Genomic DNA, 24,226 nt, shown 5'->3' with positions numbered 1-24,226 from the left:
CCGGGTTAGCCGTGTTGGGCCATGGATGGCCCGTCACGGCGGCCCACGGATTCAAGCCGGAGTGAGGGCATGCCGAGCCTAAGCGAGGCACCGAGTGGTGGGGCAAAGACCTTTTGGTTACTTTTGGGGCGTTTGCCAAAAGTGACCCGCTGTAAGAGCGGAACCCTACGTGGCCGCGACCGCAGCAACGGATATGTACTCAATCCCCCGACAACCAAACCACCAACCCCACCCCACGACTGTTGCGATTTGGGCAACAGTCATTATCTTGTTACACTCTGTACCCCACCGCTCACCTGCGTTAATTTGACGCACCCTTGAGCGACGGCAAACACAGCTTCCCGCTCACCCAAATTTCCCTCGACTTATTTCCAGGGCTCTACACTGGGAATCTGTTCAAAGCCGCTGACTTCAGCGGCTTTTTTTTGCAGTAAAAAAAGGCCAGGCACACCCCCACGACATTGGCCGCTTACGATTGACCAAAGGAGCTCCACCGGTGAAGAACTCGCTGACGTTCACCCCGCTATTCCTAGCGATTGCAACAACGATCGCCCCCCTGGCCCAAGCGGCAGACACCACCCCCGCCGACGGTTTCGTCGACGGCGCAAGCCTCAAGATCAACACCCGCAACTACTACATGAACCGCGACCGTCGCGACATCCACACCGATGACAGCAAGGAATGGGGCCAAGGCTTCATCGGCACCTTCGAATCCGGCTACACCCAAGGCACGGTCGGCTTCGGCCTGGACCTAAACGCCATGCTCGGCCTCAAGCTCGACGGCGGTGGCGGCACCGACGGCTCCAGCATCCTGCCGTATGGCAGCGGCAACGGCAAAGCGCCCGGCTCGTTCTCCACCGCAGGCGGCACCTTGAAAATGCGCGCCTTCGACACAGAGCTGAAAGCCGGCGACCTGTTCCTCAACAACCCGGTAATCGCCGGCGGCATGACACGCATGCTGCCGCAGGATTTCCGCGGCGTTAGCCTGACCAACCACAGCTTCGACGGCTGGATGCTTGAAGGCGGCCAAGCCAGTTTCACCAAGCTCTACAACCAGAGCGGCCACCGACGCATCGGCACCAGCTACGGCGCGCTGCCGGACCACGCCGACAGCCAGCACCTGAACTGGGCCGGTGTGTCGTTCAGCGCCATCCCGGGCGTTACCAGCAACCTGTACGCTTCCGAACTCAAGGACGTGTGGCACCAGTACTACTACGACCTGGATTACACCTACGCGCTGAACGACCTGGTCAGCCTCAACCCCGGCCTGCACTACTACCACACCCAGGACACCGGCCGGTCGCTGCTGGGCAGCATCGACAACAACACTTACAGCCTGCATTTCACCGTGGGCGTGGGCAACCACAGCCTCACCGCCGCCTACCAGCGGGTTAACGGCAACACGCCGTTCGACTACATCAGCCAGGGCGACAGCATCTACCTGGACAACTCCCAGCAATACTCGGACTTCAACGGCCCCAACGAGCGCTCGTGGAAACTCAAGTACGCCTATGACTTCGCAGGCCTGGGCATGCCGGGGCTGACGTCCGCCGTATCCTACATCAGCGGCAAGACCGACCTGACCAAGGTCGACCCCAACAGCCGTGGCTACAGTGCCTGGTACAGCGCCGACGGCAAGGACGCCAAACACTGGGAGCGCGACATCGACTTGAAGTACGTGGTGCAAGGCGGCAAAGCCAAGGACCTGGCCGTGCGCCTGCAGTGGGCGACCAACCGCGGCGGCGAGGGCTACTCGGCGGTGGATCGGGATGTGGATGAATACCGGGTGATCGTGGATTACCCGATCAACGTGTTCTAACCCGCTGATCTTTCTTTTTAACCCGTGATCTAATTTTCATCGCGTAGAACTAAACTGCCAGAATCTTCCCTGCTGAAGCCTGCGCGATGAGTCAACTCCGCCCTCCTTCCTTACCTGCACGCCCGGAGCTTCTGCTGATTCTGGGCAGCGGCCTGACCGTCACCCTGATTGTGATTATCGTCGCGGCGCTGCTGACCCGCGAACACGCCAGCACCGTCCAGGCCGCCCAGCGCGCGACCACCAATATCACCCAACTGATCAATGCCGACGTGCTGCGTAACGTCGAGCTCTATGACCTGGCGCTGCAGGGGTTGATTACGGCCACCACCCGCAAAGACCTGACGCGGGCGTCGCCGGACATTCGGCACATGGTGCAGTTTGATCAATCCACCGCCGCGCCCTTCAAAGGCGAAGTGCTGTTGCTCGATGCCGACGGTGCAGTGATTGCCGACTCCTCGACGCTGTGGCCAACGCCACGCAATTTCGCTAACCGTGATTACTTCCAGGCGCATCGACAGAATGCCCAGGCCGGGCTGTTTATCAGCCGCCCATTCAGGATTCGCTGCAACTGCGATCAAGTCTGGCGCATCGCATTCAGTCGTCGCGTCACGGGGCCGCACGGCGAGTTTGCCGGTGTCGCGGTGGCAACGATGCGCCTGGCGTATTTCGATCAATTGTTCAACCGCCTCACCATCGGCAATGGCAGTTCGGTGAACCTGTTGAACAATCAGGGGATTCTTCTCGCCCAGCAGCCGTTGCTGGAGCGCGACATGATCGACAAGGACCTCAGCGATCGGCCCAACTTCAAACGCATACTGCGCGAAGGCGAAGGCAGCTTTCGGGCGATCTCGACCATCACTGGCACCGAGCGTTTGTACACCTTCACCAATGTCGGTGAATTACCGCTGATTGTGGTGGTGGCGCTGGCCAGCGAAGACGTGTTCGCCCCGTGGAAACGCGCCGCGCTGCTCACCAGCGGCGCCACCGGCGTGCTCTGCATTGGCCTGTTATGGCTGACCTGGATGCTGCGCCGCGAACTGCGCCGGCGCTATCGCGCCGAGCAAGTGCTGTTGGAGCTGGCCGCCACCGATGCCCTGACCGGCCTGGCCAACCGTCGCACCCTGGACCAGCGCCTGCGCCTGGAGTGGGACCGCGCGCAGCGCTCCACCAAGCCGCTGACGCTGTTGATGATCGACGTGGACCACTTCAAGGCTTTCAACGACCGCCACGGCCACCACGGCGGTGATGAGGCACTGCGCACGGTCGCCCAGGTGATCGGCAACAACATCCGTCGTCCCGCTGACCTGGCCGCGCGGTATGGTGGGGAAGAGTTTGCGGTGGTGCTGCCGGACACCGACGCCAGGGGCGCCTGGGTGATCGCCGAGCATATCCGCAGCGGAGTCGAGCACCTGCCGCGCGTCGCCGGCGCCGAACAGCCGATCACCGTGAGTATCGGCATGAGTACCTGGGATAAACGCAGTCGCCTGTCACTCGAGACGCTGCTGTTGCACGCGGATCAGGCACTGTATGAGGCCAAGCACAGTGGGCGAAATCGCATAAGGGAGGCCACCGGGCTCTGACCTGCTGCAACGCCATACACGGACTACGCTAATGGCATCCTCGACGCAGAAGTACGCCCGATGAGCCCAAGCCTTTCTCGCCCTACACGTCGCCCGGAACGCCTGCTGACCCTTGGCAGTGTCCTCACAGCCCTGCTGATCGTGGCGATCGTGGCGGTGCTGCTGATTCGCGAACACGCCAATACCCTGCAGACCGCCACGCGCACCGCGAACAACATCACCCAACTGATTGACGCCGATGTACTGCGCAACGTCGAACTCTACGACATGGCCCTCAAGGGGCTGATCGCCGCCGCCGAGCGCAACGACCTGCAAAGCGTCTCTGCCGATATCCGCCATCTGGTGCTGTTCGACCGCTCCGCCGCCGCGCCCTACAAGGGCGACATCCTGCTGCTGGACGCCAATGGCGAGGTGATCGCCGACTCGTCCTTGCTCACGCCCAAGTCCGGCAACTTCGCTGATCGCGACTATTTCCAGGTGCAGCGCAAAGACCCCGAAATCGGGCTGTACATCAGCCGTCCGTTCATGGCGCGCTGCGTGTGTGACGACCAATGGCGCATTGCATTCAGCCGCCGCGTTTCCGGGCCGGACGGGCGCTTCCAGGGGGTGGCGGTGGCTTCCATGCGCTTGTCTTACTTTCACCAGCTGTTCAGCAGCCTGAATATCGGCAGCAACAGCACCATCAACCTGATCAACCAGCAGGGCATCCTGCTGGCGCAGCATCCCATGCTCGAACTGAACATGATCGACCAGGACCTGAGCCAGCGACCGAACGTAGCGCGCATGCTCAAGGAGCGCGACGGCAGCTTTCGCGGCGTCTCCAGTGTTGACCACCGAGAGCGGCTCTACAGCTTTTCCACGGTCGGCAATTTGCCGCTGATCGTCGCAGTGGCACTGTCCAGCGATGAAGTTTTCGCCCAATGGAAACGCGCAGCCTTGCTGATCAGCCTGGCGACGGGTGTGCTGTGTATCGGTCTGCTGTGGCTCAGCTGGATGCTCAGCAACGAGCTGCGCCGCCGTCACCGCGCCGAGCAAGTGCTGTCAGAACTGGCAGCCACCGATGCCCTGACCGGCCTGGCAAACCGTCGCACCCTCGATCAGCGCCTGCGCCTGGAATGGGACCGCGCGCAGCGCTCGACCGAACCGCTGACGCTGCTGATGATCGACGTGGACCACTTCAAGGCCTTCAACGACCGCCATGGTCACCACGGTGGTGACGAGGCTCTGCGCACGGTGGCCAGGGTTATTGATGACAACATCCGCCGCCCGGCTGACTTGGCGGCGCGTTATGGCGGGGAGGAATTTGCAGTGGTGCTGCCGCACACCGACGCCAAGGGCGCCTGGGTGATCGCCGAGCATATCCGCAGCAGCGTCGAGCACTTGCCACGGTTTGCCGGCGCCGAACGGCCGATTACGGTGAGTATCGGCATGAGTACCTGGGACAAACGCAGCCGCGTGTCGCTGGAGGCATTGTTGCTGAGTGCGGACCAGGCACTGTATGAGGCCAAACACAGCGGGCGCAATCGCATCGTGGACGCCGCAGCCCTTCCCTGAAAAGCCTGCCACCTGGGCCACTCAGTCAGTGCGGTTGGAGCAAGGACGCTCGCCGCACCGCCAGCCCGGGTTTGATCCCGATGCTGACGGCGCCTGCTGCTGATGACAGTGAATCAGTACGTGCTTCACAGGGAAGCTTTTACAGCGTGTAGCTGCCACCTCCTGACACTGAGACTCTTGGGTCAGCACCGACTTGCGCTGTCACACTCAATGGAAACTGCGGGGGCAACAGAGACACGCTTAAACCGAAAGAGCCATCGACGAAAACGCCCGAGATAGCGGAAAACTCGTGTTTTGGCGCGGACTTGCTGGTCAGGTCAGTGCTGAAGGTAACTTTGTGTTGAAGGGTAAATGACGGTGACACGCCGCCTCCGCCATTGGCGCCAACCTGCCCTGCTCGAACATTTGCGTTAACACTTGTGCGGGGAGAAAAAGTATAACTATTGGTGATAGATAATGTGTTGTCGAAATTTTGCGTGATCGTCGGTTTACCGGTGGGAGACAGTGTGAATTGAAGACCCGGCCCGCCGACATTTATATGTTGCCCGGTTATATGCGTCACACTTTGGTTCACACCACCGCCCACACTAACGCCAGAACTGGCAAGGCTGCCCTCCAGACCACCATTCACACTCATTAGTTGCTGGCTGACAATTGAAGGCTTCAGATTAGCGTTAAAGTTTAGTTCACCACTGGGTTGGACAGTGGCGCTGAATTCAGGTGCGCCAAACGTAAACCGCTGTGAAAGGCTGCCGCCCACATTGAAACCCACGCCCGTGCCTAAAATATTTGGAATGCCGGCCCTCAAACTGCCGCCGACTTCCAGCTGCATCTTTGGTGCGAAGCTGACGGTGAGGCCGCCGCTGTCGTTGGGACGTAAGCTGATGACGGGATCAAAGCGCGCCGTTGCGCTCACACCCGCGCTCGGGCCGCCAGGAATCGGCGTGAGCCTGGCGGCGATGGTGGCATAGGTTCGCGGAAAAAAAGACACCGTGGGGATCGGCTGAAACTTCGCTACACCGCCGAACACATTCGCCGTATAGGGCGCGGCAAAAGAGCGCTCGGGTGGATTATTGTTGACGTTTTGTTGCTGAGGGTCAGGGCTACGGTATACAGCGGCTGGAGCGATAGCGTTCATGATCGATATTCCTTCAACAGTAATAGGTATGTATTCACTTATCTCGCGTTAGTTCAAAACTCGTTTAGCTGTTGGGTCTTTATTCAACGGCCTCACGAAGACTGTGTGGTACACGAAAAAGTATCAGTTCCTACAAAAACACCGTCGAAAGTTGCAGCACGTTTCACGACAATGTCATTACCGCGCAACTTGCTATTTTTTAAGCATAAAAAAAGGCCACCCGAGGGTGGCCTTTCAAAACTAAAGAAGAGAGTTGTTACTTACACCGCCGCAACGGGACGCATGTAAGAGATCGGTGCGGTGCTGGCATCTTCGAAGGTCACGACTTCCCAAGCATCCGTCTGTGCAATCAACTTGCGCAGCAGCTGGTTGTTAAGGGCGTGGCCCGACTTGAAGCCTTTGAACTCGCCTATGAGGCTATTGCCCAGCAGGTAGAGGTCACCGATTGCATCGAGGATCTTGTGCTTCACGAATTCGTCTTCATAGCGAAGGCCGTCTTCGTTCAGTACACCATCCGCGTCGACCACGATGGCGTTTTCAACGCTGCCGCCGAGTGCGAGGTTGTGCTTGCGCAGGTACTCGATGTCACTCATGAAACCAAAGGTACGGGCGCGGCTGACTTCTTTTACGAACGAAGTGCTGGAAAAATCCACGCTTGCACTTTGTGTGCGGTCACGGAATACCGGGTGATCGAAATCGATCTCAAAGCTCACTTTAAAGCCTTCGAACGGGACGAAGGTGGCGCGCTTGTCGCCGTCTTCTACTGTCACTTCCCGCAGAATGCGAATGAACTTCTTGGCTGCGTCCTGTTCTTCCAGGCCGGCAGATTGAATCAAGAATACGAAGGGTCCAGCGCTGCCATCCATGATAGGGACTTCGGACGCGGAGAGCTCGACGTAGGCGTTATCGATGCCCAGGCCAGCCATGGCCGAGAGCAAGTGCTCCACCGTGTCCACTTTGACGTCACCGTTGACCAGAGTGGTCGACATAGTGGTTTCGCCAACGTTTTCCGCGCGAGCAGGAATCTGCACCACAGGGTCCAGGTCGGCACGAACAAACACGATGCCGGTGTCGACAGGTGCGGGCTTGAGGGTCAGGTATACCTTCTCCCCGGAGTGCAGACCTACACCTGTGGCACGGATAATATTCTTCAGGGTGCGTTGTTTAATCATGGCTTGGACCGCTTCAGCGCAAATTGCGAACTGGTATCAACAAAGGCTGGCGATAATAACAGACCAGACCTTTGCTGAACACCAATCACCTTCATAGCCCTGATACATTCCATTAATCGGCCTGACGACGCAGGAATGCCGGGATGTCCAGGTAGTCCAGATCATCTTGCGGATTCGGGCTACGGGACGCCGCAGCACCGGCCTGAGCCTGGTTGCGCATCACGGTCGGACGGTCCAGATCACGGTAGTTCACCGACGGCAGTTCCTGGCGCGCAGGCGCTGGAGCGGCAGCTTGCTGGCTGGCGTGACTGTTGTGGCCGGTGTGAACGGTATTGTCGATGACCTTTACAGGCTTCTCGATTTTTGCGCCCAGGCCGGTAGCAACCACGGTCACGTGCAGTTCATCACGCATGTCCGGATCGATAACGGTACCGACTTTGACCATCGCGTGCTCGGAAGCGAAGGCTTCGATGATGCTACCCACGTCGGAGTACTCACCCAGGGACAGGTCAGGACCGGCGGTGATGTTCACCAGGATGCCGCGTGCGCCTTGCAGGTTCACGTCTTCAAGCAATGGGTTGCGGATCGCCGCTTCAGTGGCTTCACGTGCACGGTTCGGACCGCTGGCGCAGCCAGTGCCCATCATCGCCATGCCCATTTCGCTCATCACGGTACGTACGTCGGCAAAGTCGACGTTGATCATGCCTGGGCGCTTGATGATGTCGGAGATACCGCGAACGGCACCGGCCAGTACATCGTCAGCCTTGGCAAATGCGGACAGCAGGCTTGCGTCCTTGCCCAGGATGGTCAGCAGTTTCTCGTTGGGAATGGTGATCAACGAGTCAACACTTTCAGACAGCAGACGGATACCTTCGTCGGCGATCTGCATGCGCTTGCGACCTTCGAACGGGAACGGACGCGTTACGACAGCAACGGTCAGGATGCCCATTTCCTTGGCCACTTCGGCAATGATCGGGGCCGCACCGGTACCGGTACCGCCGCCCATGCCGGTGGTGATGAACACCATGTTGGTGCCTTGCAGCACTTCAGCAATACGCTCGCGGTCTTCCAGCGCGGCTTGACGGCCGACTTCCGGGTTGGCGCCAGCGCCGAGGCCCTTGGTCACGGCTGTGCCCAATTGCAGGATGGTCCGCGCGCCGATGCTTTTCAGCGCCTGGGCATCAGTGTTGGCGCAGATGAATTCAACGCCTTCAATGTTGCTCTTGACCATGTGGTTGACAGCGTTGCCGCCGCCACCGCCGACACCGATTACTTTGATAACCGGGCTTGCGGGGATGTTGTCTACGAGTTCGAACATGTTCCCTCTCCTTTCGTTTTCTCTAGTTTTTTCGCCTACTGCTTATTACGGTGTTGCGGTAAATCTTTAGAAATTGCCTTTCACCCAAGCCTGCAGGCGCTCGAACAACGGCGCTTTGGCTTCGTCGTCGCCACCGCGGTAGCTGTCACGAATGCTCGGGCCCGACAGGGAAATGCCGTCGGTCTGCTTTTGCAGCCCGTACAACAGCAAGCCCACACCGGTGGAATAAATCGGGTTGCGCACTACGTCGCCCAGGCCTTTGACGCCATGGGGCACGCCCAGACGGACAGGCATGTGGAAGATTTCCTCGGCCAGTTCGACCGCGCCTTCCATCTTCGAGGTGCCACCGGTCAGCACAATGCCGGCCGGGATCAAATCTTCGTAACCGCTGCGGCGCAGCTCAGCCTGGATCAGGGTGAACAGCTCGTCGTAGCGCGGCTCGACCACTTCGGCCAGGGCCTGGCGCGACAGCTCACGCGGTGGGCGGTCGCCGACACTGGGCACCTTGATGGTTTCACCGGCACCGGCCAGTTTGGCCAGGGCGCAGGCGTAGCGAATCTTGATTTCTTCGGCGTACTGGGTCGGTGTACGCAGCGCCATGGCGATGTCGTTGGTGACCTGGTCGCCGGCAATCGGGATCACGGCGGTGTGACGGATCGCACCCTCGGTGAAGATCGCGATGTCGGTGGTGCCGCCGCCGATGTCCACCAGGCACACGCCCAGCTCTTTTTCGTCGTCGGTCAGTACCGAATACGCCGAAGCAAGCTGCTCGAGAATGATGTCGTCGATTTCCAGACCGCAGCGGCGCACGCATTTTTCAATGTTCTGTGCAGCATTGACGGCGCAGGTCACTACGTGAACCTTGGCTTCCAGACGTACGCCCGACATGCCCAGCGGCTCGCGAACGCCTTCCTGGTTGTCGATCACGTAGTCCTGCGGCAGGGTGTGCAGCACGCGCTGGTCAGCCGGGATCGCCACGGCCTGGGCCGCGTCGAGTACACGCTCAAGGTCCGCCGAGCTGACTTCACGGTCGCGGATTGCCACGATGCCGTGGGAATTCAGGCTGCGGATATGGTTGCCGGCCACGCCGACGAACGCCGAGTGAATCCGGCAGCCGGCCATCAGCTGCGCTTCTTCGATCGCGCGCTGGATCGATTGCACGGTGGACTCGATGTTCACCACCACGCCCTTCTTCAGGCCCCGGGACGGATGCGTGCCGATACCGACGATTTCGATAACACCGTCTTCCCCGACCTCGCCGACCAGCGCCACCACCTTGGAGGTGCCGATATCGAGACCGACGATCATTTTGCCGCTTTGCACGTTTGCCATGGGTCCTGCCTCTTCTTAATTCTTCGCGACAGCGGGTTTGGCTGTCGTCGGCGCAGCTGGTTCACGCCAGCCGACGGCCAGGCCGTTGGCGTAACGCAGGTCGACGCTCGCAATGTTCGTAATCTGTTCTTTCAAGGTCTTGTCATAGATGGCAATAAAGCGGCGCATCTTTTCCACCAAGCGGTCGCGTCCCAGCAACAACTCGATGCCCGGGCCGGAACTGCCTGCCCCGGTGGTCAAAAACCAGCTGCCCCGTTCACGCAATTCCAGGCGTGCGATGGAGAAGCCCAGTGGCCGCAGCATCTGGCTCAAGGCCTGATACTGCTGCATCACTTGCTGCTGCGCCCGCTGCGGCCCGAACAGCTGCGGCAGGTGCTCATAGTTGGCCAGCTCACGCGGGGTGAACGCCTGGCCCTGGTTGTTCAACAGCGCTTCATCGCCCCAACGGGCCACGGGCAGTTGTTCTTCCAGGCGGATCGTCACCTGGTCCGGCCACACGCGGCGGACTTCGGCATGGGCGATCCATGGCATCTGCTCCAGCTCCGAGCGCATACCGGCCAGGTCGATGGTAAAGAAGCTCGCCGCCAGGTACGGGCCGATGCGCTGCTGTACCGCTTGCTGGCTGATGTAGCTCAAGTCGCCCTGCACACTGATCTTGGTGATCGGCCGATCGGCATACGGCAACAGGCGCTGCGCACCTTCGTAAGTGCCAAAGCCCAACGCCACCAGCAGCACCGGCCAGAACAGCGCCTTGAGGAAACCAAAGTTGGCTTTCGGCAGGCGCGCCGACATCGGCTCTTTAGCCACCATCCGGCTGGCACCCCGTGGCACCGGCTTGCGGCCGGGTGCTGGTGGGGGCTGATGACGAAGCGATGCGCCGTTCATGTGTTTAGCCTCTTGGCTCAATGCTGTCAGCGAGGATCGCCAGCACCAACTGCTGGAAATCCAGACCGGCTGCACGGGCTGCCATAGGTACCAGGCTGTGATCGGTCATACCCGGCGCAGTGTTGACTTCAAGGAACCAGAAATCCCCTTGGTCATCCTGCATCACGTCTGCCCGCGCCCAACCGGCGATACCCAGCGCCTCACAGGCTTTCGCCGTGAGGTCCATCAATTCTTGTTCCTTGGTTGCGTCAAGGCCACACGGGATCCGGTACTGAGTATCGGAAGCCAGGTACTTGGCGTCGTAATCGTAAAAGGTGTGGGGCGTGCCCAATGCGATAGGCGGCAATACCTGGCCACGCAGGGTGGCGATGGTGTACTCGGGACCGGAAATCCACTGTTCCACCAACACTTGCGAATCGTAGGTACTTGCCGCTTTCCATGCGTCGATCAATTCGGCGGCCGAGTTCACTTTGGCCATGCCGATACTGGAGCCTTCATGGGCTGGTTTGACGATCAAAGGCAGGCCCAGTTCCTTGGCTGCAGAAATACAATCGTCTTCGCTGCACAGCACCCTGTGGCGTGGGGTTGGAATACCCAGGCTGTGCCACACCTGCTTGGTGCGCAACTTGTCCATCGCCAGTGCCGAGGCAAGAATGCCGCTGCCGGTGTAAGGGATGCCGGCGCACTCAAGCAAGCCTTGCATGCTGCCGTCTTCACCGCCACGGCCGTGCAGGATGATAAAGGCACGGTCGATCTTTTCGGCCTGCAGGCGGGCAAGGAAGTCATCGCCCACGTCGATACCGAACGCATTCACGCCGGCGCTTTGCAGTGCCTCAAGCACGGCATTACCGGACTTGAGCGAGACCTCACGTTCAGCGCTCTTGCCGCCGAACAGCACGGCTACGCGGCCGAAGTCGGCAGGCGTGATCGTGGAAAACAGGGCGTCGTAGTTCGTGGTCATTTCGACTTCCCCTGCGCCACGGCGAACAATGGGCTCGCAAGCAATTTAGGCGCAAGGCCACCGATGTCGCCGGCGCCCTGGCACAGCAGGATGTCGCCGGCGCGCAGCAGTGGCTTGACGATCGGCGCCAGGTCCACACCGCGCTCGATGTAGATCGGGTCCAACTGGCCACGCTGGCGGATGCTGTTGCACAGCTTGCGGCTGTCGGCGCCCGGGATCGGCTCTTCACCGGCCGGGTAGACTTCCATCAGCAGCAGCACGTTGGCATCGGCCAATACATTGACAAAATCGTCGTACAGATCGCGGGTACGGCTGTAGCGGTGCGGCTGGTAAACCATCACCAGGCGGCGCTCCGGCCAGCCACCGCGCACGGCTTTGATCACGGCGGCCACTTCGGTCGGGTGGTGACCGTAGTCGTCGACCAGCATCACGTCGCCGCCGTCTACCGGCAGTTGGCCGTAGACCTGGAAGCGACGGCCAACACCGGCAAAACGCGACAGGCCTTCAACGATGGCTTCATCGCTGACGCCCTCGTCGGAGGCGATGCAGATGGTCGCCAGGGAGTTGAGCACGTTGTGGTTGCCCGGCATGTTCACCGACACATCCAGCGGCTCGCGGTCAGGGCGCAGCACGGTGAAGAAGGTTTGCATGCCTTCCTGGCGCACATTGATCGCGCGCACGTCAGCGTCTTCGCTGAAGCCGTAGGTCACGGTCGGACGCTTGACCTGCGGCAGGATTTCACGCACCACCGGATCGTCCAGGCATACAACAGCCAGACCGTAGAACGGCAGGTTGTGCAGGAACTCGACGAAGGTTTTCTTCAACTTGTTGAAGTCACCGTCGTAGGTTGCCATGTGGTCTTCGTCGATGTTGGTAACCACCGCGACCAGCGGCTGCAGGTGCAGGAAGCTCGCGTCGCTTTCATCGGCTTCGGCGATCAGGTAGCGGCTGGTGCCGAGCTGGGCATTGGTGCCAGCTGCATTCAGACGGCCACCGATCACGAACGTCGGGTCCAGGCCACCGGCCGCGAACACCGAAGCGATCAGGCTGGTGGTGGTGGTTTTGCCGTGCGTACCGGCAACGGCAATACCGTGGCGATAGCGCATCAGCTCGGCGAGCATTTCGGCGCGCGGCACCACCGGAATACGGCGCTCAAGGGCGGTGGCCACTTCCGGGTTGGAGGTGTTCACGGCGCTGGAAACCACCAGCACATCAGCCTCGGCGGCGTTTTCGGCGCGGTGGCCGATAAAGATCTGCGCACCGAACGACTTCAGGCGATCCGTGACCGGCGACTCTTTCAAGTCAGAGCCGGACACCTGGTAGCCCAGGTTCAGCAGCACTTCGGCAATCCCGCACATGCCCACGCCGCCGATGCCGACGAAGTGGATGCGACGGATGCGGCGCATCTCGGGTTGTGGCATGGCTTTCTGATTCTCAACCATGGGCCACCTCCAGGCAGATGTCGACCACGGTGCGGGTTGCGTCAGGTTTGGCCAGGCGGCTTGCGGTGCTCGCCATGCTGTTGAGTCGTTCCGGTTGCATCAAAACCTCGGTCAGGCGTGCGGCCAAATCGGCGGCGCCAGTCGTTCTTTGCGGCAGCAGGAAGGCAGCGCCCTCCCCGGCCAAATATTCGGCGTTGCGGGTCTGGTGATCGTCAATCGCGTGGGGCAAAGGCACCAGCAAGGACGGCAGACCGGCGGCGGCCAGTTCACTGACGGTCAGCGCACCAGCGCGACAGACCACCAGGTCGGCCCAGCCATAGGCGTGGGCCATGTCTTTGATGAAGGGCTGCACATTCGCCTCGACACCGGCCTCGCGATAGCGGGCAGCGGTGATTTCATCGTGATTCTTGCCGGCCTGATGGAAGATCTCCGGGCGCAACTCCACGGGGAGTTGAGCCAGCGCTTCGGGCAGCAATTTGTTCAGCGGCTCGGCACCCAGGCTTCCGCCGAGGATCAGCAGATGCGCCTTGCGCCCCGCCAGCGCCTCACGGGCAATGGCCATGAACAGTTCGGTGCGCACCGGGTTGCCGGTGGTGCGCAACTTGTCCGAGGTCGCAAAGGTGTTCGGGAACGCTTCACACACGCGCGAGGCCAACGGCACCAGCAGGCGGTTCGCGGTACCGGCGACGGCGTTCTGCTCGTGCACGATCACCGGCACGCCAGCCAGCTTGGCGGCAACACCGCCAGGGCCAGTCACATAACCGCCAAACCCCAGCACGCATACCGGCTTCACTGCACGCATGACTTTGCGCGCCTGCCACACCGCCTTCAGCAACACGAACGGCGCCTTGAGCAGGGACAACTTGCCCTTGCCACGCAAGCCGGTGACGTTGATCAAATGCAGCGGCAAGCCGGCATTGGGCACCAATTCATTTTCGATGCCGCGCGGCGTGCCGAGCCAATGCACGGTGTAGCCGCGGTTCTGGAATTCACGCGCGCACGCCAGGGCCGGGAACACGTGGCCCCCGGTGCCGCCCGCCATGATCAGCACGTTAGCGCCCATGGTTCGGCTCCTCGGCAAAATCGCTTTCGCTGAATTCCATCTCTTCGCTGCCCAGGTGGGTTCGACTCTCCCACTCGATGCGCAACAATAACCCCAGGCACGCGCAGCAAATCACCAACGAACTGCCGCCGTAACTGAGGAACGGCAAGGTCAGGCCCTTGGTCGGCAACAAGCCGACGTTCACGCCGATGTTGATCAGGAACTGGCCGATCCACAGGAACGACAAGCCGTACGCCACATAGGCGGCGAAATACTGTTTGGCCTTCTCGGCCCACAAGCCGATGTACATGCCGCGTACACACACGAACACGAACAGCGCGACGGTGCACAGCGAACCCACCACGCCGAGCTCTTCGGCGAGTACCGAGAACACGAAGTCGGTGTGCGCTTCGGGCAGGTAGAACTGCTTCTGCACGCTGTTGCCCAGGCCCACACCCAGCCACTCGCCGCGACCAAAGGCGATCAGCGCCTGGGTCAGCTGGTAGCCGGAACCGAACTGATCGGACCACGGGTCGGTAAAGGTAATCAGACGGGCCATCCGATAAGGCTGCGCCTGCACCAGCACCGTCACGGCGGCCACGGCCAGCACCACCATCAAGGTGAAGCGGAACAGACCGACGCCACCGAGGAACAGCATTGCGGCGGCCGCGCCCATCATCACGACGGTGGCACCGAAGTCGGGCTCCATCAGCAACAGGCCGGCCATTGGGAGCAGCACGATGAATGGCTTGAAGAAGCCCATCCAGCTTTCGCGCACTTCCTTCTGACGGCGTACCAGGTAACCGGCCAGGTAGATCACCACGAACACCTTGGCGATTTCCGACGGCTGCACGTTGAACGCACCGAAGCCGATCCAGCGCATCGAACCGTTCACCTCGCGGCCGATGCCGGGCAGGATCACCATGATCAACAGGCCGAACGCACCGATCAGCATCATCCAGCCCAGGCGCTGCCAGGTGGCGATCGGGATCATCATGGTGACGATGCACGCGCCAAGGCCGATCACCAGATACACCAAGTGGCGGATCATCATGTACAGGGTGTTGCCCGACTGCACGGCGGCCACTTCGGAGGACGCCGAGGTGATCATCACCAGGCCCAGGCCCAGCAGCGCCAGGCAACCGGCGAGCATCGGGAAATCAAGGTCGACGCCACGGCCGGTAATGATCGGCGACGGGTACGGTTTGATGATATTTCTGAAATTCATGCCAAGGCCTCCACGGCGCGAGCGAACAGCTGACCGCGCTCTTCGTAGTTCTTGAACATGTCGAAACTGGCGCACGCTGGCGACAGCAGCACGGCATCACCCGGCTGGGCCAGGGCTTTGCACTGAGCGATGGCGTCGTCCAGGGACGTCGCGCGCACTTGCGGCACGGCGTCACCGAGGGCAGCGGCGATCAAGTCAGCATCACGGCCCATCAGCACCACGGCGCGACAATGGGCAGCCACCGGGCCTTTAAGGTCCTTGAAGTCGGCGCCTTTGCCATCGCCACCGGCGATCAGCACCAGCTTGCCTTCGATATCGGCGCCAAGGCCTTCGATGGCAGCCAGGGCAGCACCGACGTTGGTGGCCTTGGAATCGTTGTAATAGCTGACGCCGTTGAGGTCGCGCACCCACTGGCAACGGTGCTCAAGCCCGGCGAATGTGCGCAGGCTTGCGAGCATGGCGTCGAACGGCAGGCCAACAGCGTGACCGAGTGCCAGCGCCGCCAGGGCATTGGACTGGTTATGCGCGCCACGAATTTTCAGCTCGCGCACCGGCATCAGGTTCTGGAATTCGAAGGCCAGGTATTTCTCGCCGTTCTCTTCGCGGATGCCGAAGGCTTTGAAGTCCGGTTTGCCGAGGCCGAAGGTCCAGCACGGCAGGCCCTCGCCCATCAGCGGACGGCTCAGGGCGTCCTGGCGGTTGACCACCACTTGCCGGGCACCGCGGAAGATCCGGTGCTTGGCCAGGTGATAGGCCGGCAGGCCGCTGTAGCGGTCCATGTGGTCTTCACTCACATTCAACACGGTGGCGACTTCGGCGCCCAGGTCGTGAGTGGTTTCGAGCTGGAAGCTCGACAGTTCCATCACGTACAGCTCGACGTCGTCGCTGAGCAGGTCCAACGCCGGCGTGCCGAGGTTACCGCCCACGGCCACGCGTTTGCCGGCCGCAACCGCCATCTCGCCGACCAGGGTGGTCACGGTGCTTTTCGCGTTGGAACCACTGATGGCCACAATCGGCGCTTTCGCGTTGCGCGCGAACAGGTCGATATCGCCGGAGAGCTTCACGCCACGTGCGGCAGCGGCTTGCAAAGCCGGTGTCGCCAGGGCCAGGCCGGGGCTCACGTAGAGCTCATCGGCGCGGCACAGAAACTCGACATCCAACTCGCCACAACGCACTTCCACGTGCGGGTAGTCACGGCGCAGCGTGACCAGCTCCGGTGGATTTTCCCGCGTATCGGCGACGGCAAACGACGTGCCCCGGTTCGCCAGGAAGCGAACCAGGGACATGCCGCTCTTGCCGAGGCCGACAATGATGCGGAAGTGGTCTGAAGCGATCAGGGACACTCGTTTCTACCTCAGTTTCAGGGTGGCAAGGCCGACCAGTACCAGAATCACGGTGATGATCCAGAAACGGACAATCACGCGTGGCTCGGGCCAGCCCTTGAGTTCAAAGTGGTGGTGAATCGGCGCCATGCGGAACACGCGGCGCCCGGTCAATTTGAAGGAAGCCACCTGGATGACCACCGACAGGGTTTCCATCACGAACACACCGCCCATGATGAACAACACGATTTCCTGGCGAACGATCACCGCGATGGTGCCCAAGGCTGCGCCCAGCGCCAGTGCGCCGACGTCGCCCATGAAGACTTGTGCCGGGTAGGTGTTGAACCACAGGAAACCCAGGCCGGCGCCGATCAGCGCGCCGCAGAACACAATCAGTTCACCCGCGCCCGGTACGTACGGGATCAGCAGGTATTCAGCGAATTTCACGTTACCCGACAGGTAGCAGAAGATGCCGAGCGCGCCGCCGACCATCACCGTCGGCATGATCGCCAGGCCGTCGAGGCCGTCGGTCAGGTTGACCGCGTTGCTGGAGCCGACGATCACGAAGTAGGTCAGCACCACGAAGCCGATGCCCAGTGGAATGCTGGCGTCCTTGAGCATCGGAATGATCAGGGTGGTTTCAACTGCGCTTGGTGCAGTGGTGTAAAGGAAGATCGCGGCGGCAAGGCCGAATACCGACTGCCAGAAATACTTCCAGCGGCTTGGCAGCCCCTTGGAGTTTTTCTCGATCACTTTGCGGTAGTCATCGACCCAGCCGATGGCGCCGAACAACAAGGTCACCAACAGCACCACCCACACGTAGCGGTTATGCAGGTCGGCCCAGAGCAAGGTGCTGATGCCGATGGACGAGAGGATCAGCGCGCCGCCCATGGTCGGGGTGCCGGATTTGGACAGGTGCGACTGCGGGCCGTCATTGCGAACCGATTGACCAATTTGCAGGTTCTGCAGGGTGCGGATCATCCACGGCCCCAGGAACAGCGACAGAGACAGCGCGGTCAGCACACCCAGAATCCCGCGCAGGGTCAGGTACTGAAAGACCGCGAAGCCTTTGTGGAACTGTTGCAGATACTCAGCCAGCAGCAGCAGCATTAATGTTTCTCCGTACTTGAGCCACACAAGGCCGCGACGACGTTTTCCATCACCGCGCTGCGCGATCCCTTGATCAAAATGGTTGTGTGTTTGTCTTGTTCAGCCACGCCCAGCGCCTGGATCAGCTCGGCCTGGGTTGCGAAATGCCGCGCGCCGAGGCCGAAGGCGTCGACGGCGTGTGCCATGTTCGGGCCGACGGCATAGAGCGCGTCGACTTTCCCGCTGGCGTAGGCGCCGACTTCGCGGTGGCCTTGCTCTGCCCAGTCGCCCAATTCGCCGATATCACCCAGCACCAGAACCTTGCGCCCGGCAAAGCCCTTCAGCAGGTCAACAGCAGCATTAATGGAGGACGGGTTGGCGTTGTAGGTGTCGTCGATCACGCGCATGCCGTTAGTCGCCAGTTGCGCGACGGTGCGGCCCTTGACCGGCTGCACTGCGCCCAGGCCGGTAGCGATACCAAACAGCGACACACCCAGGGCATGCGCGGCGGCGGCGGCGGCCAAGGCGTTGGCAACGTTGTGGTTGCCGAGCAGATTCAATTGCACGTGCTCGTCGCCTTGCGGGGTGTGCAAGGTGAAGGACGGGCAGCCTCGGGCGTCAACGGTGATGTGGGAGGCGTGAAAATCAGCGGCGGCATTGGCCACGGCAAACGTCAGCACCTTGCGACCGGCGGCACGTACACGCCAGGTTTCGAAGGCCTTGTCGTCGAGGTTCAATACTGCGGTGCCGGATGCATCGAGGCCTTCAAGGATTTCGCCCTTGGCTTCGACGATTTTCTCTGGGCCACCGAACTCGCCAACGTGGGCGGTGCCGGCATTGTTAATGATCGCCACGTGAGGCTTGGTCAGCGCCACGGTGTAGGCGATTTCGCCGATGCGCGACGCGCCCAGCTCGATCACTGCCGCCGTGTGTTCCGGGGCCAGCTCGAGCAGGGTCAGCGGCGCGCCGAAATCATTGTTCAAGTTGCCACGGGTGGCGAGCACCGGCCCGCGCGTACGCAGGACACCGGCGAGCAGTTCCTTGACCGTGGTTTTGCCGCTGGAGCCGGTGATGGCTGCAACCGGTTTATCGAAGGCGGCGCGGTTCAATGCACCCAACTGGCCCAAGGCCAAACGGGTATCTGCAACCCGCAATTGCGGCAAGGTGGAATCGGTCACTTCACGCTGCACCAACGCCCCCACGGCACCTTTGGCGGCGACGTCGTTCAGGTAGTCGTGACCATCAAAACGCGGGCCGGCCAAGGCGACAAACAATTGCCCGGGCTTGATGTTCCGGCTGTCGATACTGACGCCGTCGAAGCTGCAATCGCTCGACACTACGCGGGCCGACAGGGCCTGGGTCAGTTCGCTGAACGTCATCGCTTTAAGCATGGGCGACCTCCCAGGCGGTCAAGGCATGATCGGCCTCGACCAGATCGGAGAAGGCATGGCGCTCGCCGTTGATTTCCTGATAGTCCTCGTGGCCTTTGCCGGCCAGCACCACCACGTCGTCAGCACTGGCGCTGGCGATCAACTGGGCAATGGCGGCGCCGCGACCGGCCACGAAAGTAGCCTTGGACGCGTCTTTAAAGCCGACACGGATATCGTCGAAAATCTGGCTTGGGTCTTCGCTGCGCGGGTTGTCGTCGGTGACGAGCACGCCATCGGCGAGACGCTCGACGATCTCGGCCATCAACGGCCGTTTGCCGCGGTCACGATCGCCGCCGCAGCCGAACAGGCACAGCAACTTGCCCTTGGCGTGTGGGCGCAGGGCTTCGAGGACTTTTTCCAAAGCGTCCGGGGTGTGGGCGTAATCGACCACTACCAGCGGTTGCGAACCCCCGCCCAAACGCTGCATGCGACCGGCCGGGCCTTCGAGCTTGGGCAACACGCGCAGGATTTCATCCAGTGCGTAATCCAGGCCAAGCAACGCACCGATGGCAGCCAGCACATTGCTCAGGTTGAAACGGCCGAGCAGGGTGCTGCGCAAGTGGTGCTCGCCCTGCGGCGTGACCAACGTGGCGAGCACGCCTTCGTCATTGAATTGGGCTTCGCGGCAATACAGGTACGCGCTGGAGTCTTCCAGGCTGTAGGTGATCAGGCGCGATTCGCTGTCCTCGGCTGCCAACTGGCGGCCAAAAGCGTCATCAAGATTCACCACTCGGCATTTCAGGTCATTCCAGGCGAACAGCTTGGCCTTGGCAGCGGCGTACGCCTCCATGGTGCCGTGGTAGTCGAGGTGATCGCGGGACAGGTTGGTCATCACCGCCACATCGAAAGCCAGAGCGGTAACACGGCCCTGGTCCAGACCGTGTGAAGAGACTTCCATGGCAACCGCCTTGGCACCGGCCTTTTTCAGGTCGGCCAGGGTCGCTTGCACAGCAATCGGGTTTGGCGTGGTGTGCAGGCCGCTTTGCAGCGCGCCATAAAAACCGGTACCGAGCGTGCCGACAATGCCGCAGTGCTGCCCCAGCAGGTCAAGCGCCTGGGCGACCAATTGGGTCACGCTGGTCTTGCCGTTGGTGCCGGTCACGCCGATCAGGTTCAGTTGACGGCTTGGGTCGCCATAAAAGCGCCCGGCGATGTCCGAGAGCTGCGCAGCCAGGCCTTTGACCGGAATCAACGGCACGTCGGTGATTGGCAGCACGGTGGCGCCTTCCACTTCGTACGCCACGGCTGCCGCGCCACGTTGCAGGGCATCGGCGATGTGCGCACGGCCATCGAACTTGCCGCCAGGCACGGCCAGGAACAGGTCACCGGCGCGTACGTTACGGCTGTCCAGGCTCAACTCGCGAATCAGCAGATCGCGTCCGGCGTGGGCAAAAATCTTGTTCAAGCTAAGAGACATCAGCCGCGCCCTCCATTGGCTTTGGCAGCAGCGGCCGGTGGTCCGGCGTTCGCTTGTTGAGTCGGCGGCAGGTTGTCCGGCGTAATGTTCATCAGGCGCAGGGTGCCGGACATCACTTTGCTGAACACCGGCGCCGATACCAGGCCACCGAAGTAGCCGGCCTTGCTTGGCTCATCGATCACAACAACGATGGCGTAACGCGGATCGCTCATCGGGCCGAAGCCGGCGAACAGCGAGCGGTACGAGTTCTCGGCGTAGCCTTTGGTACCGACCGACGTTTTACGTGCGGTACCGGACTTGCCTGCCACGTGATACGCCGGCACCTGGGCACGGAACACGCCGCGCGGTGCTTCGATCACTTGTTGCAGCATGCCTTGCATGGTCTTGGCGACGTTTTCCGGGATCACCTGGGTGGCTTTCGGGGCTTCGTCGACATGGATCAGGCTCAGTGGAACCATGCGGCCATTGTTGGCCAATACAGAGAAAGCGTGAGCCAGCTGGATCGCGGTCACCGACAGGCCGTAGCCATAGGAAAGCGTGGCCGTCTCGGCCTTTTTCCAGTCGCGATAGTTCGGCAGGTTGCCCACGCGCTCGCCTGGGAAGTCCAGACCGGTGGGTTGGCCCAGGCCGATTTTCTGCGCCAGGTGATAGATGGTTTCGCCGCCGATATCGAAGGCGACTTTACTCATGCCGACGTTACTGGAGTTGATCAGAATACCTGTCAAATCCAGCACCGGACCTTCAGTGCGGGACACGTCACGAATGGTGTATTTGCCCAGCTGCAAGGTGCCTGGGTAAACCTCGACTTTGTCGCTCGGCTTCCAGCGCCCGGTTTCCAGGGCCGCACTCATGGAGATGGCTTTCATGGTCGAACCCGGCTCGAACACGTCGATCATTGCGCGGTTACGCATCATCGCCGGTTGCAGGTTGCGACGGTTGTTCGGGTTGTAGGTCGGCTGGTTGACCATGGCGAGGATCTCGCCGGTCTTCACGTCCATGATCACCAGGCTGCCGGCCTTGGCGCCGTTCTCGATGATCGCGTTGCGCAGCTCGCGGTTGGCCAGGTATTGCAGGCGCAGGTCAATCGACAACGCCAAGGGCTTACCGGCCTTGGCGTTTTTGGTGACCTGGACATCCTTGATCAGTCTGCCGCGTCGATCCTTGATGACCTGCCGTTTGCCGGGAACCCCTGCCAGCCATTCGTCGTAGGCCAGTTCCACGCCTTCACGGCCGTGGTCATCGATGTCGGTAAAGCCAACCATGTGCGCGGTGGTTTCACCGGCCGGGTAGAAACGACGAAACTCCTCGATGCCATAGACACCGGGGACTTTAAGGTCGAGCACCTGCTGGCCCTGTTCAGGGGTCAGCCCGCGAACCAGGTAGATGAATTCTTTATTGGCCTGGGCTTCCAGGCGCTCGGACAAGGCTTTTGGGTCCTGGCCCAGGGCGGCAGCCAGTTCCGGCCACTTGTCCTTGGCGACCTGCAATTCCTTGGCGTTGGCCCACAGCGTGGTTACCGGAGTACTGACGGCCAGAGGCTCGCCATTACGGTCGGTGATCAGACCGCGGTGTGCAGGAATCGGGATATGCCGCAGGCTCCGGGCGTCGCCCTGACCGATCAGGAAGTCACGGTCAACCACTTGCAGGTCGATAATCCGCCAGGCAATCGCGCCCACCATCAACGCCAGCAAACCCAGCATCAGGCGGAAGCGCCAAGGGTAGAGTGCGCCTTCAAGTTTCATCATGGCGCCACCATCCGAACTTCGGCCGCGCCCGGAATGTGCATTTTCAACTGCTCGGTCGCCAGCACTTCGATGCGGCTATGGGCGGTCCAGGTGCTTTGCTCGAGGATCAACCGGCCCCACTCCGCCTGCGCTTTATCACGCACGCTCAATTCCCCGTACAGGGTATTGAGCAATTGACGGTTGTAGTGGGCGCTGTAGGACACCGCAATTGCGGACACCAGCACGCCGATAAACAGCAGCAACATAAAGAAGCTGCCGCCCGGAAGGGGCTTGGCGAAAAGCTTGCTCACCGCAACTTCTCCGCAACGCGCATGACGGCGCTACGGGAACGAGGGTTGGCCTTGAGTTCGGCTTCGGAAGCGAACTGCGCTTTGCCATGGATTTTGATTTTCGGCACAAAGGCTTCGAAACGCACCGGCAAGTTGCGCGGCAGGTTATCGGACTCGCCCTTGACCAGACGACGCATGAACAGTTTGACGATGCGGTCTTCCAGGGAGTGGAAGCTAATCACCACCAGGCGACCGCCCACTTCCAAGGCTTCCAGCGCGGCTTCGAGACCGGCTTCCAGATCGCCCAATTCGTTGTTGACGTGAATGCGCAGGCCCTGGAACGCACGGGTCGCCGGGTTCTTGCCCTTTTCCCAGGCAGGGTTGGCGACTTTGAGCACTTCGGCCAGGTCAGCGGTGCGTTCGAACGGCTGGATTTCACGGCGTTCGACCACAGCGCGGGCCATGCGCCCGGCGAAGCGTTCTTCACCGTATTCCTTGAACACGCGGGCAATTTCTTCCACCGGCGCGGTGGCGATGAACTGCGCGGCACTGACACCACGGGTGGGGTCCATGCGCATGTCGAGCGGGCCGTCGTTCATGAAACTGAAGCCGCGCTCCGGGTCATCGAGCTGCGGCGAAGACACGCCCAGATCGAGCAAAACCCCGGCCACCTTGCCTGCCATGCCGCGCTCGGCGACTTCGGCACCCAGCTCGGCAAAGCTACGCTGCACAACGACAAAGCGGCCGTCTTCGGCCGCTAGCGCTTGCCCGGTGGCAATCGCTTGAGGGTCTTTGTCGAACCCGAGGAGCTTACCGTCGGACCCGAGCTGGCTGAGTATCAACCGACTGTGCCCGCCCCGGCCGAAAGTGCCATCCAGATAGCAGCCATCCGCGCGTACGGCGAGAGCCTCAACGGCTTCGTCAAGCAGTACGGTGATGTGGTTAAAGCCGCTATCAATAGTCACAGGATCAAATCACGCAGTTCATCAGGCATGGCGCCCGGTTGTTGAATAGCAGCCAGGTCAGCTGCAGAAACAGCATCCCAGGCATCTTCGTCCCACAATTGGAACTTGTTCAGTTGGCCGACCAGCATTGCGCGCTTGTCCAGCTTGGCGTACTCGCGCAGACGCGGAGGCACCAGGAAACGACCGCTGCCATCGAGTTCGAGGTCGACGGCATTACCAATCAGCAAACGCTGCAGGCGGCGGTTTTCTTCACGCAATGAAGGCAGAGCGCGCAACTTGGTTTCGATCAACTCCCACTCATCGAGCGGGTAAACACACAAACAAGGGTCAACGGCATCAATCGTGATGATTAACTGGCCAGAACTTCGCGAAATGAGCTCGTCACGATACCGGCTCGGCATGGCGAGACGGCCTTTTGCATCGAGACTGATAGCGTTAGCTCCGCGAAACACAGATGCGTTTCTCCAAATTTTAGCGTTTTACGTTCAAAAAACCCACTTTGTGCCACTTTCCGCCAC

Annotated in this window: 20 protein-coding genes; 3 read left to right on the top strand and 17 right to left on the bottom strand. The window is 61.1% G+C overall.

Translation table 11 applies throughout. From position 1 onward, the window contains the following. Positions 1–496: 496 nt before the first annotated feature. The 3 genes from AACW30_RS05095 (at position 497) to AACW30_RS05085 (ending at position 4,953) form a co-directional block, all read left to right on the top strand. Positions 497–1,819, top strand: coding sequence for an OprD family porin (locus tag AACW30_RS05095; RefSeq protein WP_124416465.1), 1,323 nt, complete (start codon positions 497–499; stop codon positions 1,817–1,819). An 86-nt stretch (positions 1,820–1,905) separates the two neighbouring features. Beyond that, positions 1,906–3,399, top strand: coding sequence for a GGDEF domain-containing protein (locus AACW30_RS05090; protein WP_200624391.1), 1,494 nt, complete (start codon positions 1,906–1,908; stop codon positions 3,397–3,399). 60 nt (positions 3,400–3,459) lie between these two features. Then, positions 3,460–4,953, top strand: a complete 1,494-nt coding sequence (locus AACW30_RS05085; protein ID WP_200624390.1) for a sensor domain-containing diguanylate cyclase — start codon at positions 3,460–3,462, stop codon at positions 4,951–4,953. A gap of 139 nt (positions 4,954–5,092) precedes the next feature. Here AACW30_RS05085 and AACW30_RS05080 read toward each other — a convergent pair whose 3' ends face one another. From AACW30_RS05080 to mraZ, 17 genes are all read right to left on the bottom strand, one after another. Then, positions 5,093–6,091 (bottom strand): hypothetical protein, encoded by a 999-nt coding sequence (locus AACW30_RS05080; RefSeq protein ID WP_200624389.1) that lies wholly within the window; start codon positions 6,089–6,091, stop codon positions 5,093–5,095. Between the two features lie 260 nt (positions 6,092–6,351). After that, a complete protein-coding gene (gene lpxC / locus AACW30_RS05075; protein WP_003216227.1) occupies positions 6,352–7,263 on the bottom strand; it encodes a UDP-3-O-acyl-N-acetylglucosamine deacetylase in 912 nt (303 codons plus the stop codon). A gap of 112 nt (positions 7,264–7,375) precedes the next feature. Further along, positions 7,376–8,581 carry a cell division protein FtsZ gene (gene ftsZ, locus AACW30_RS05070; RefSeq protein WP_017138180.1) on the bottom strand — a complete coding sequence of 402 codons (1,206 nt, stop codon included), beginning with the start codon at positions 8,579–8,581 and terminating at the stop codon, positions 7,376–7,378. A gap of 66 nt (positions 8,582–8,647) precedes the next feature. Further along, the gene (ftsA, locus tag AACW30_RS05065; protein WP_017138181.1) at positions 8,648–9,913 is read right to left on the bottom strand and encodes a cell division protein FtsA; all 1,266 of its coding nucleotides are present in this window, start codon (positions 9,911–9,913) and stop codon (positions 8,648–8,650) included. Positions 9,914–9,928: 15 nt separating this feature from the next. After that, positions 9,929–10,798 (bottom strand): cell division protein FtsQ/DivIB, encoded by an 870-nt coding sequence (locus AACW30_RS05060; RefSeq protein ID WP_106579561.1) that lies wholly within the window; start codon positions 10,796–10,798, stop codon positions 9,929–9,931. 4 nt (positions 10,799–10,802) lie between these two features. Then, positions 10,803–11,759 carry a D-alanine--D-alanine ligase gene (locus AACW30_RS05055; protein WP_200624388.1) on the bottom strand — a complete coding sequence of 319 codons (957 nt, stop codon included), beginning with the start codon at positions 11,757–11,759 and terminating at the stop codon, positions 10,803–10,805. After that, positions 11,756–13,201 (bottom strand): UDP-N-acetylmuramate--L-alanine ligase, encoded by a 1,446-nt coding sequence (gene murC, locus AACW30_RS05050; RefSeq protein ID WP_106579563.1) that lies wholly within the window; start codon positions 13,199–13,201, stop codon positions 11,756–11,758. The genes AACW30_RS05055 and murC overlap by 4 nt, the downstream gene beginning before the upstream one ends. Beyond that, positions 13,194–14,264, bottom strand: a complete 1,071-nt coding sequence (gene murG, locus AACW30_RS05045; protein ID WP_124416460.1) for an undecaprenyldiphospho-muramoylpentapeptide beta-N-acetylglucosaminyltransferase — start codon at positions 14,262–14,264, stop codon at positions 13,194–13,196. The genes murC and murG overlap by 8 nt, the downstream gene beginning before the upstream one ends. Beyond that, positions 14,254–15,471 carry a putative lipid II flippase FtsW gene (gene ftsW, locus AACW30_RS05040; RefSeq protein WP_106579565.1) on the bottom strand — a complete coding sequence of 406 codons (1,218 nt, stop codon included), beginning with the start codon at positions 15,469–15,471 and terminating at the stop codon, positions 14,254–14,256. Before ftsW ends, murG begins: the two co-directional genes overlap by 11 nt. Beyond that, complete coding sequence (gene murD / locus AACW30_RS05035) at positions 15,468–16,814, bottom strand: UDP-N-acetylmuramoyl-L-alanine--D-glutamate ligase (RefSeq protein WP_200624387.1); 1,347 nt, start codon at positions 16,812–16,814, stop codon at positions 15,468–15,470. The genes ftsW and murD overlap by 4 nt, the downstream gene beginning before the upstream one ends. 6 nt (positions 16,815–16,820) lie before the next feature. Continuing rightward, a complete protein-coding gene (mraY, locus tag AACW30_RS05030) occupies positions 16,821–17,903 on the bottom strand; it encodes a phospho-N-acetylmuramoyl-pentapeptide-transferase (RefSeq protein ID WP_003171875.1) in 1,083 nt (360 codons plus the stop codon). Beyond that, complete coding sequence (locus AACW30_RS05025; protein WP_200624386.1) at positions 17,903–19,273, bottom strand: UDP-N-acetylmuramoyl-tripeptide--D-alanyl-D-alanine ligase; 1,371 nt, start codon at positions 19,271–19,273, stop codon at positions 17,903–17,905. The genes mraY and AACW30_RS05025 overlap by 1 nt, the downstream gene beginning before the upstream one ends. Further along, positions 19,266–20,729 (bottom strand): UDP-N-acetylmuramoyl-L-alanyl-D-glutamate--2,6-diaminopimelate ligase, encoded by a 1,464-nt coding sequence (locus tag AACW30_RS05020; protein WP_169368247.1) that lies wholly within the window; start codon positions 20,727–20,729, stop codon positions 19,266–19,268. The genes AACW30_RS05025 and AACW30_RS05020 overlap by 8 nt, the downstream gene beginning before the upstream one ends. After that, entirely contained in the window at positions 20,729–22,471 is a 1,743-nt protein-coding gene (locus AACW30_RS05015; RefSeq protein WP_164487968.1) for a peptidoglycan D,D-transpeptidase FtsI family protein, read from the bottom strand. The genes AACW30_RS05020 and AACW30_RS05015 overlap by 1 nt, the downstream gene beginning before the upstream one ends. Beyond that, on the bottom strand, positions 22,471–22,764 hold the full coding sequence (ftsL, locus tag AACW30_RS05010; protein WP_016974244.1) for a cell division protein FtsL: 294 nt from the start codon (positions 22,762–22,764) through the stop codon (positions 22,471–22,473). The genes AACW30_RS05015 and ftsL overlap by 1 nt, the downstream gene beginning before the upstream one ends. Then, positions 22,761–23,708 (bottom strand): 16S rRNA (cytosine(1402)-N(4))-methyltransferase RsmH, encoded by a 948-nt coding sequence (gene rsmH / locus AACW30_RS05005; protein ID WP_012722289.1) that lies wholly within the window; start codon positions 23,706–23,708, stop codon positions 22,761–22,763. The genes ftsL and rsmH overlap by 4 nt, the downstream gene beginning before the upstream one ends. After that, positions 23,705–24,160 carry a division/cell wall cluster transcriptional repressor MraZ gene (mraZ, locus tag AACW30_RS05000; protein ID WP_003171868.1) on the bottom strand — a complete coding sequence of 152 codons (456 nt, stop codon included), beginning with the start codon at positions 24,158–24,160 and terminating at the stop codon, positions 23,705–23,707. The genes rsmH and mraZ overlap by 4 nt, the downstream gene beginning before the upstream one ends. Positions 24,161–24,226 lie beyond the last annotated feature (66 nt).

Source organism: Pseudomonas sp. MF6747, assembly GCF_963890955.1.
Classification (GTDB): domain Bacteria; phylum Pseudomonadota; class Gammaproteobacteria; order Pseudomonadales; family Pseudomonadaceae; genus Aquipseudomonas.
The sequence above is the reverse complement of the archived record's forward strand: the minus strand, read 5'-3'. Positions and strand labels throughout refer to the sequence as shown.

What these genes read in the sequence shown, in the direction of transcription:
- AACW30_RS05090 (WP_200624391.1), top strand. Translation starts at nt 1,906, where the DNA reads ATGAGTCAACTCCGCCCTCCTTCCTTACCTGCACGCCCGGAGCTTCTG.
- AACW30_RS05085 (WP_200624390.1), top strand. Translation starts at nt 3,460, where the DNA reads ATGAGCCCAAGCCTTTCTCGCCCTACACGTCGCCCGGAACGCCTGCTG.
- AACW30_RS05080 (WP_200624389.1), bottom strand. Translation starts at nt 6,091, where the DNA reads ATGAACGCTATCGCTCCAGCCGCTGTATACCGTAGCCCTGACCCTCAG.
- lpxC (WP_003216227.1), bottom strand. Translation starts at nt 7,263, where the DNA reads ATGATTAAACAACGCACCCTGAAGAATATTATCCGTGCCACAGGTGTA.
- ftsZ (WP_017138180.1), bottom strand. Translation starts at nt 8,581, where the DNA reads ATGTTCGAACTCGTAGACAACATCCCCGCAAGCCCGGTTATCAAAGTA.
- ftsA (WP_017138181.1), bottom strand. Translation starts at nt 9,913, where the DNA reads ATGGCAAACGTGCAAAGCGGCAAAATGATCGTCGGTCTCGATATCGGC.
- AACW30_RS05060 (WP_106579561.1), bottom strand. Translation starts at nt 10,798, where the DNA reads ATGAACGGCGCATCGCTTCGTCATCAGCCCCCACCAGCACCCGGCCGC.
- AACW30_RS05055 (WP_200624388.1), bottom strand. Translation starts at nt 11,759, where the DNA reads ATGACCACGAACTACGACGCCCTGTTTTCCACGATCACGCCTGCCGAC.
- murC (WP_106579563.1), bottom strand. Translation starts at nt 13,201, where the DNA reads ATGGTTGAGAATCAGAAAGCCATGCCACAACCCGAGATGCGCCGCATC.
- murG (WP_124416460.1), bottom strand. Translation starts at nt 14,264, where the DNA reads ATGGGCGCTAACGTGCTGATCATGGCGGGCGGCACCGGGGGCCACGTG.
- ftsW (WP_106579565.1), bottom strand. Translation starts at nt 15,471, where the DNA reads ATGAATTTCAGAAATATCATCAAACCGTACCCGTCGCCGATCATTACC.
- mraY (WP_003171875.1), bottom strand. Translation starts at nt 17,903, where the DNA reads ATGCTGCTGCTGCTGGCTGAGTATCTGCAACAGTTCCACAAAGGCTTC.
- AACW30_RS05025 (WP_200624386.1), bottom strand. Translation starts at nt 19,273, where the DNA reads ATGCTTAAAGCGATGACGTTCAGCGAACTGACCCAGGCCCTGTCGGCC.
- AACW30_RS05020 (WP_169368247.1), bottom strand. Translation starts at nt 20,729, where the DNA reads ATGTCTCTTAGCTTGAACAAGATTTTTGCCCACGCCGGACGCGATCTG.
- AACW30_RS05015 (WP_164487968.1), bottom strand. Translation starts at nt 22,471, where the DNA reads ATGAAACTTGAAGGCGCACTCTACCCTTGGCGCTTCCGCCTGATGCTG.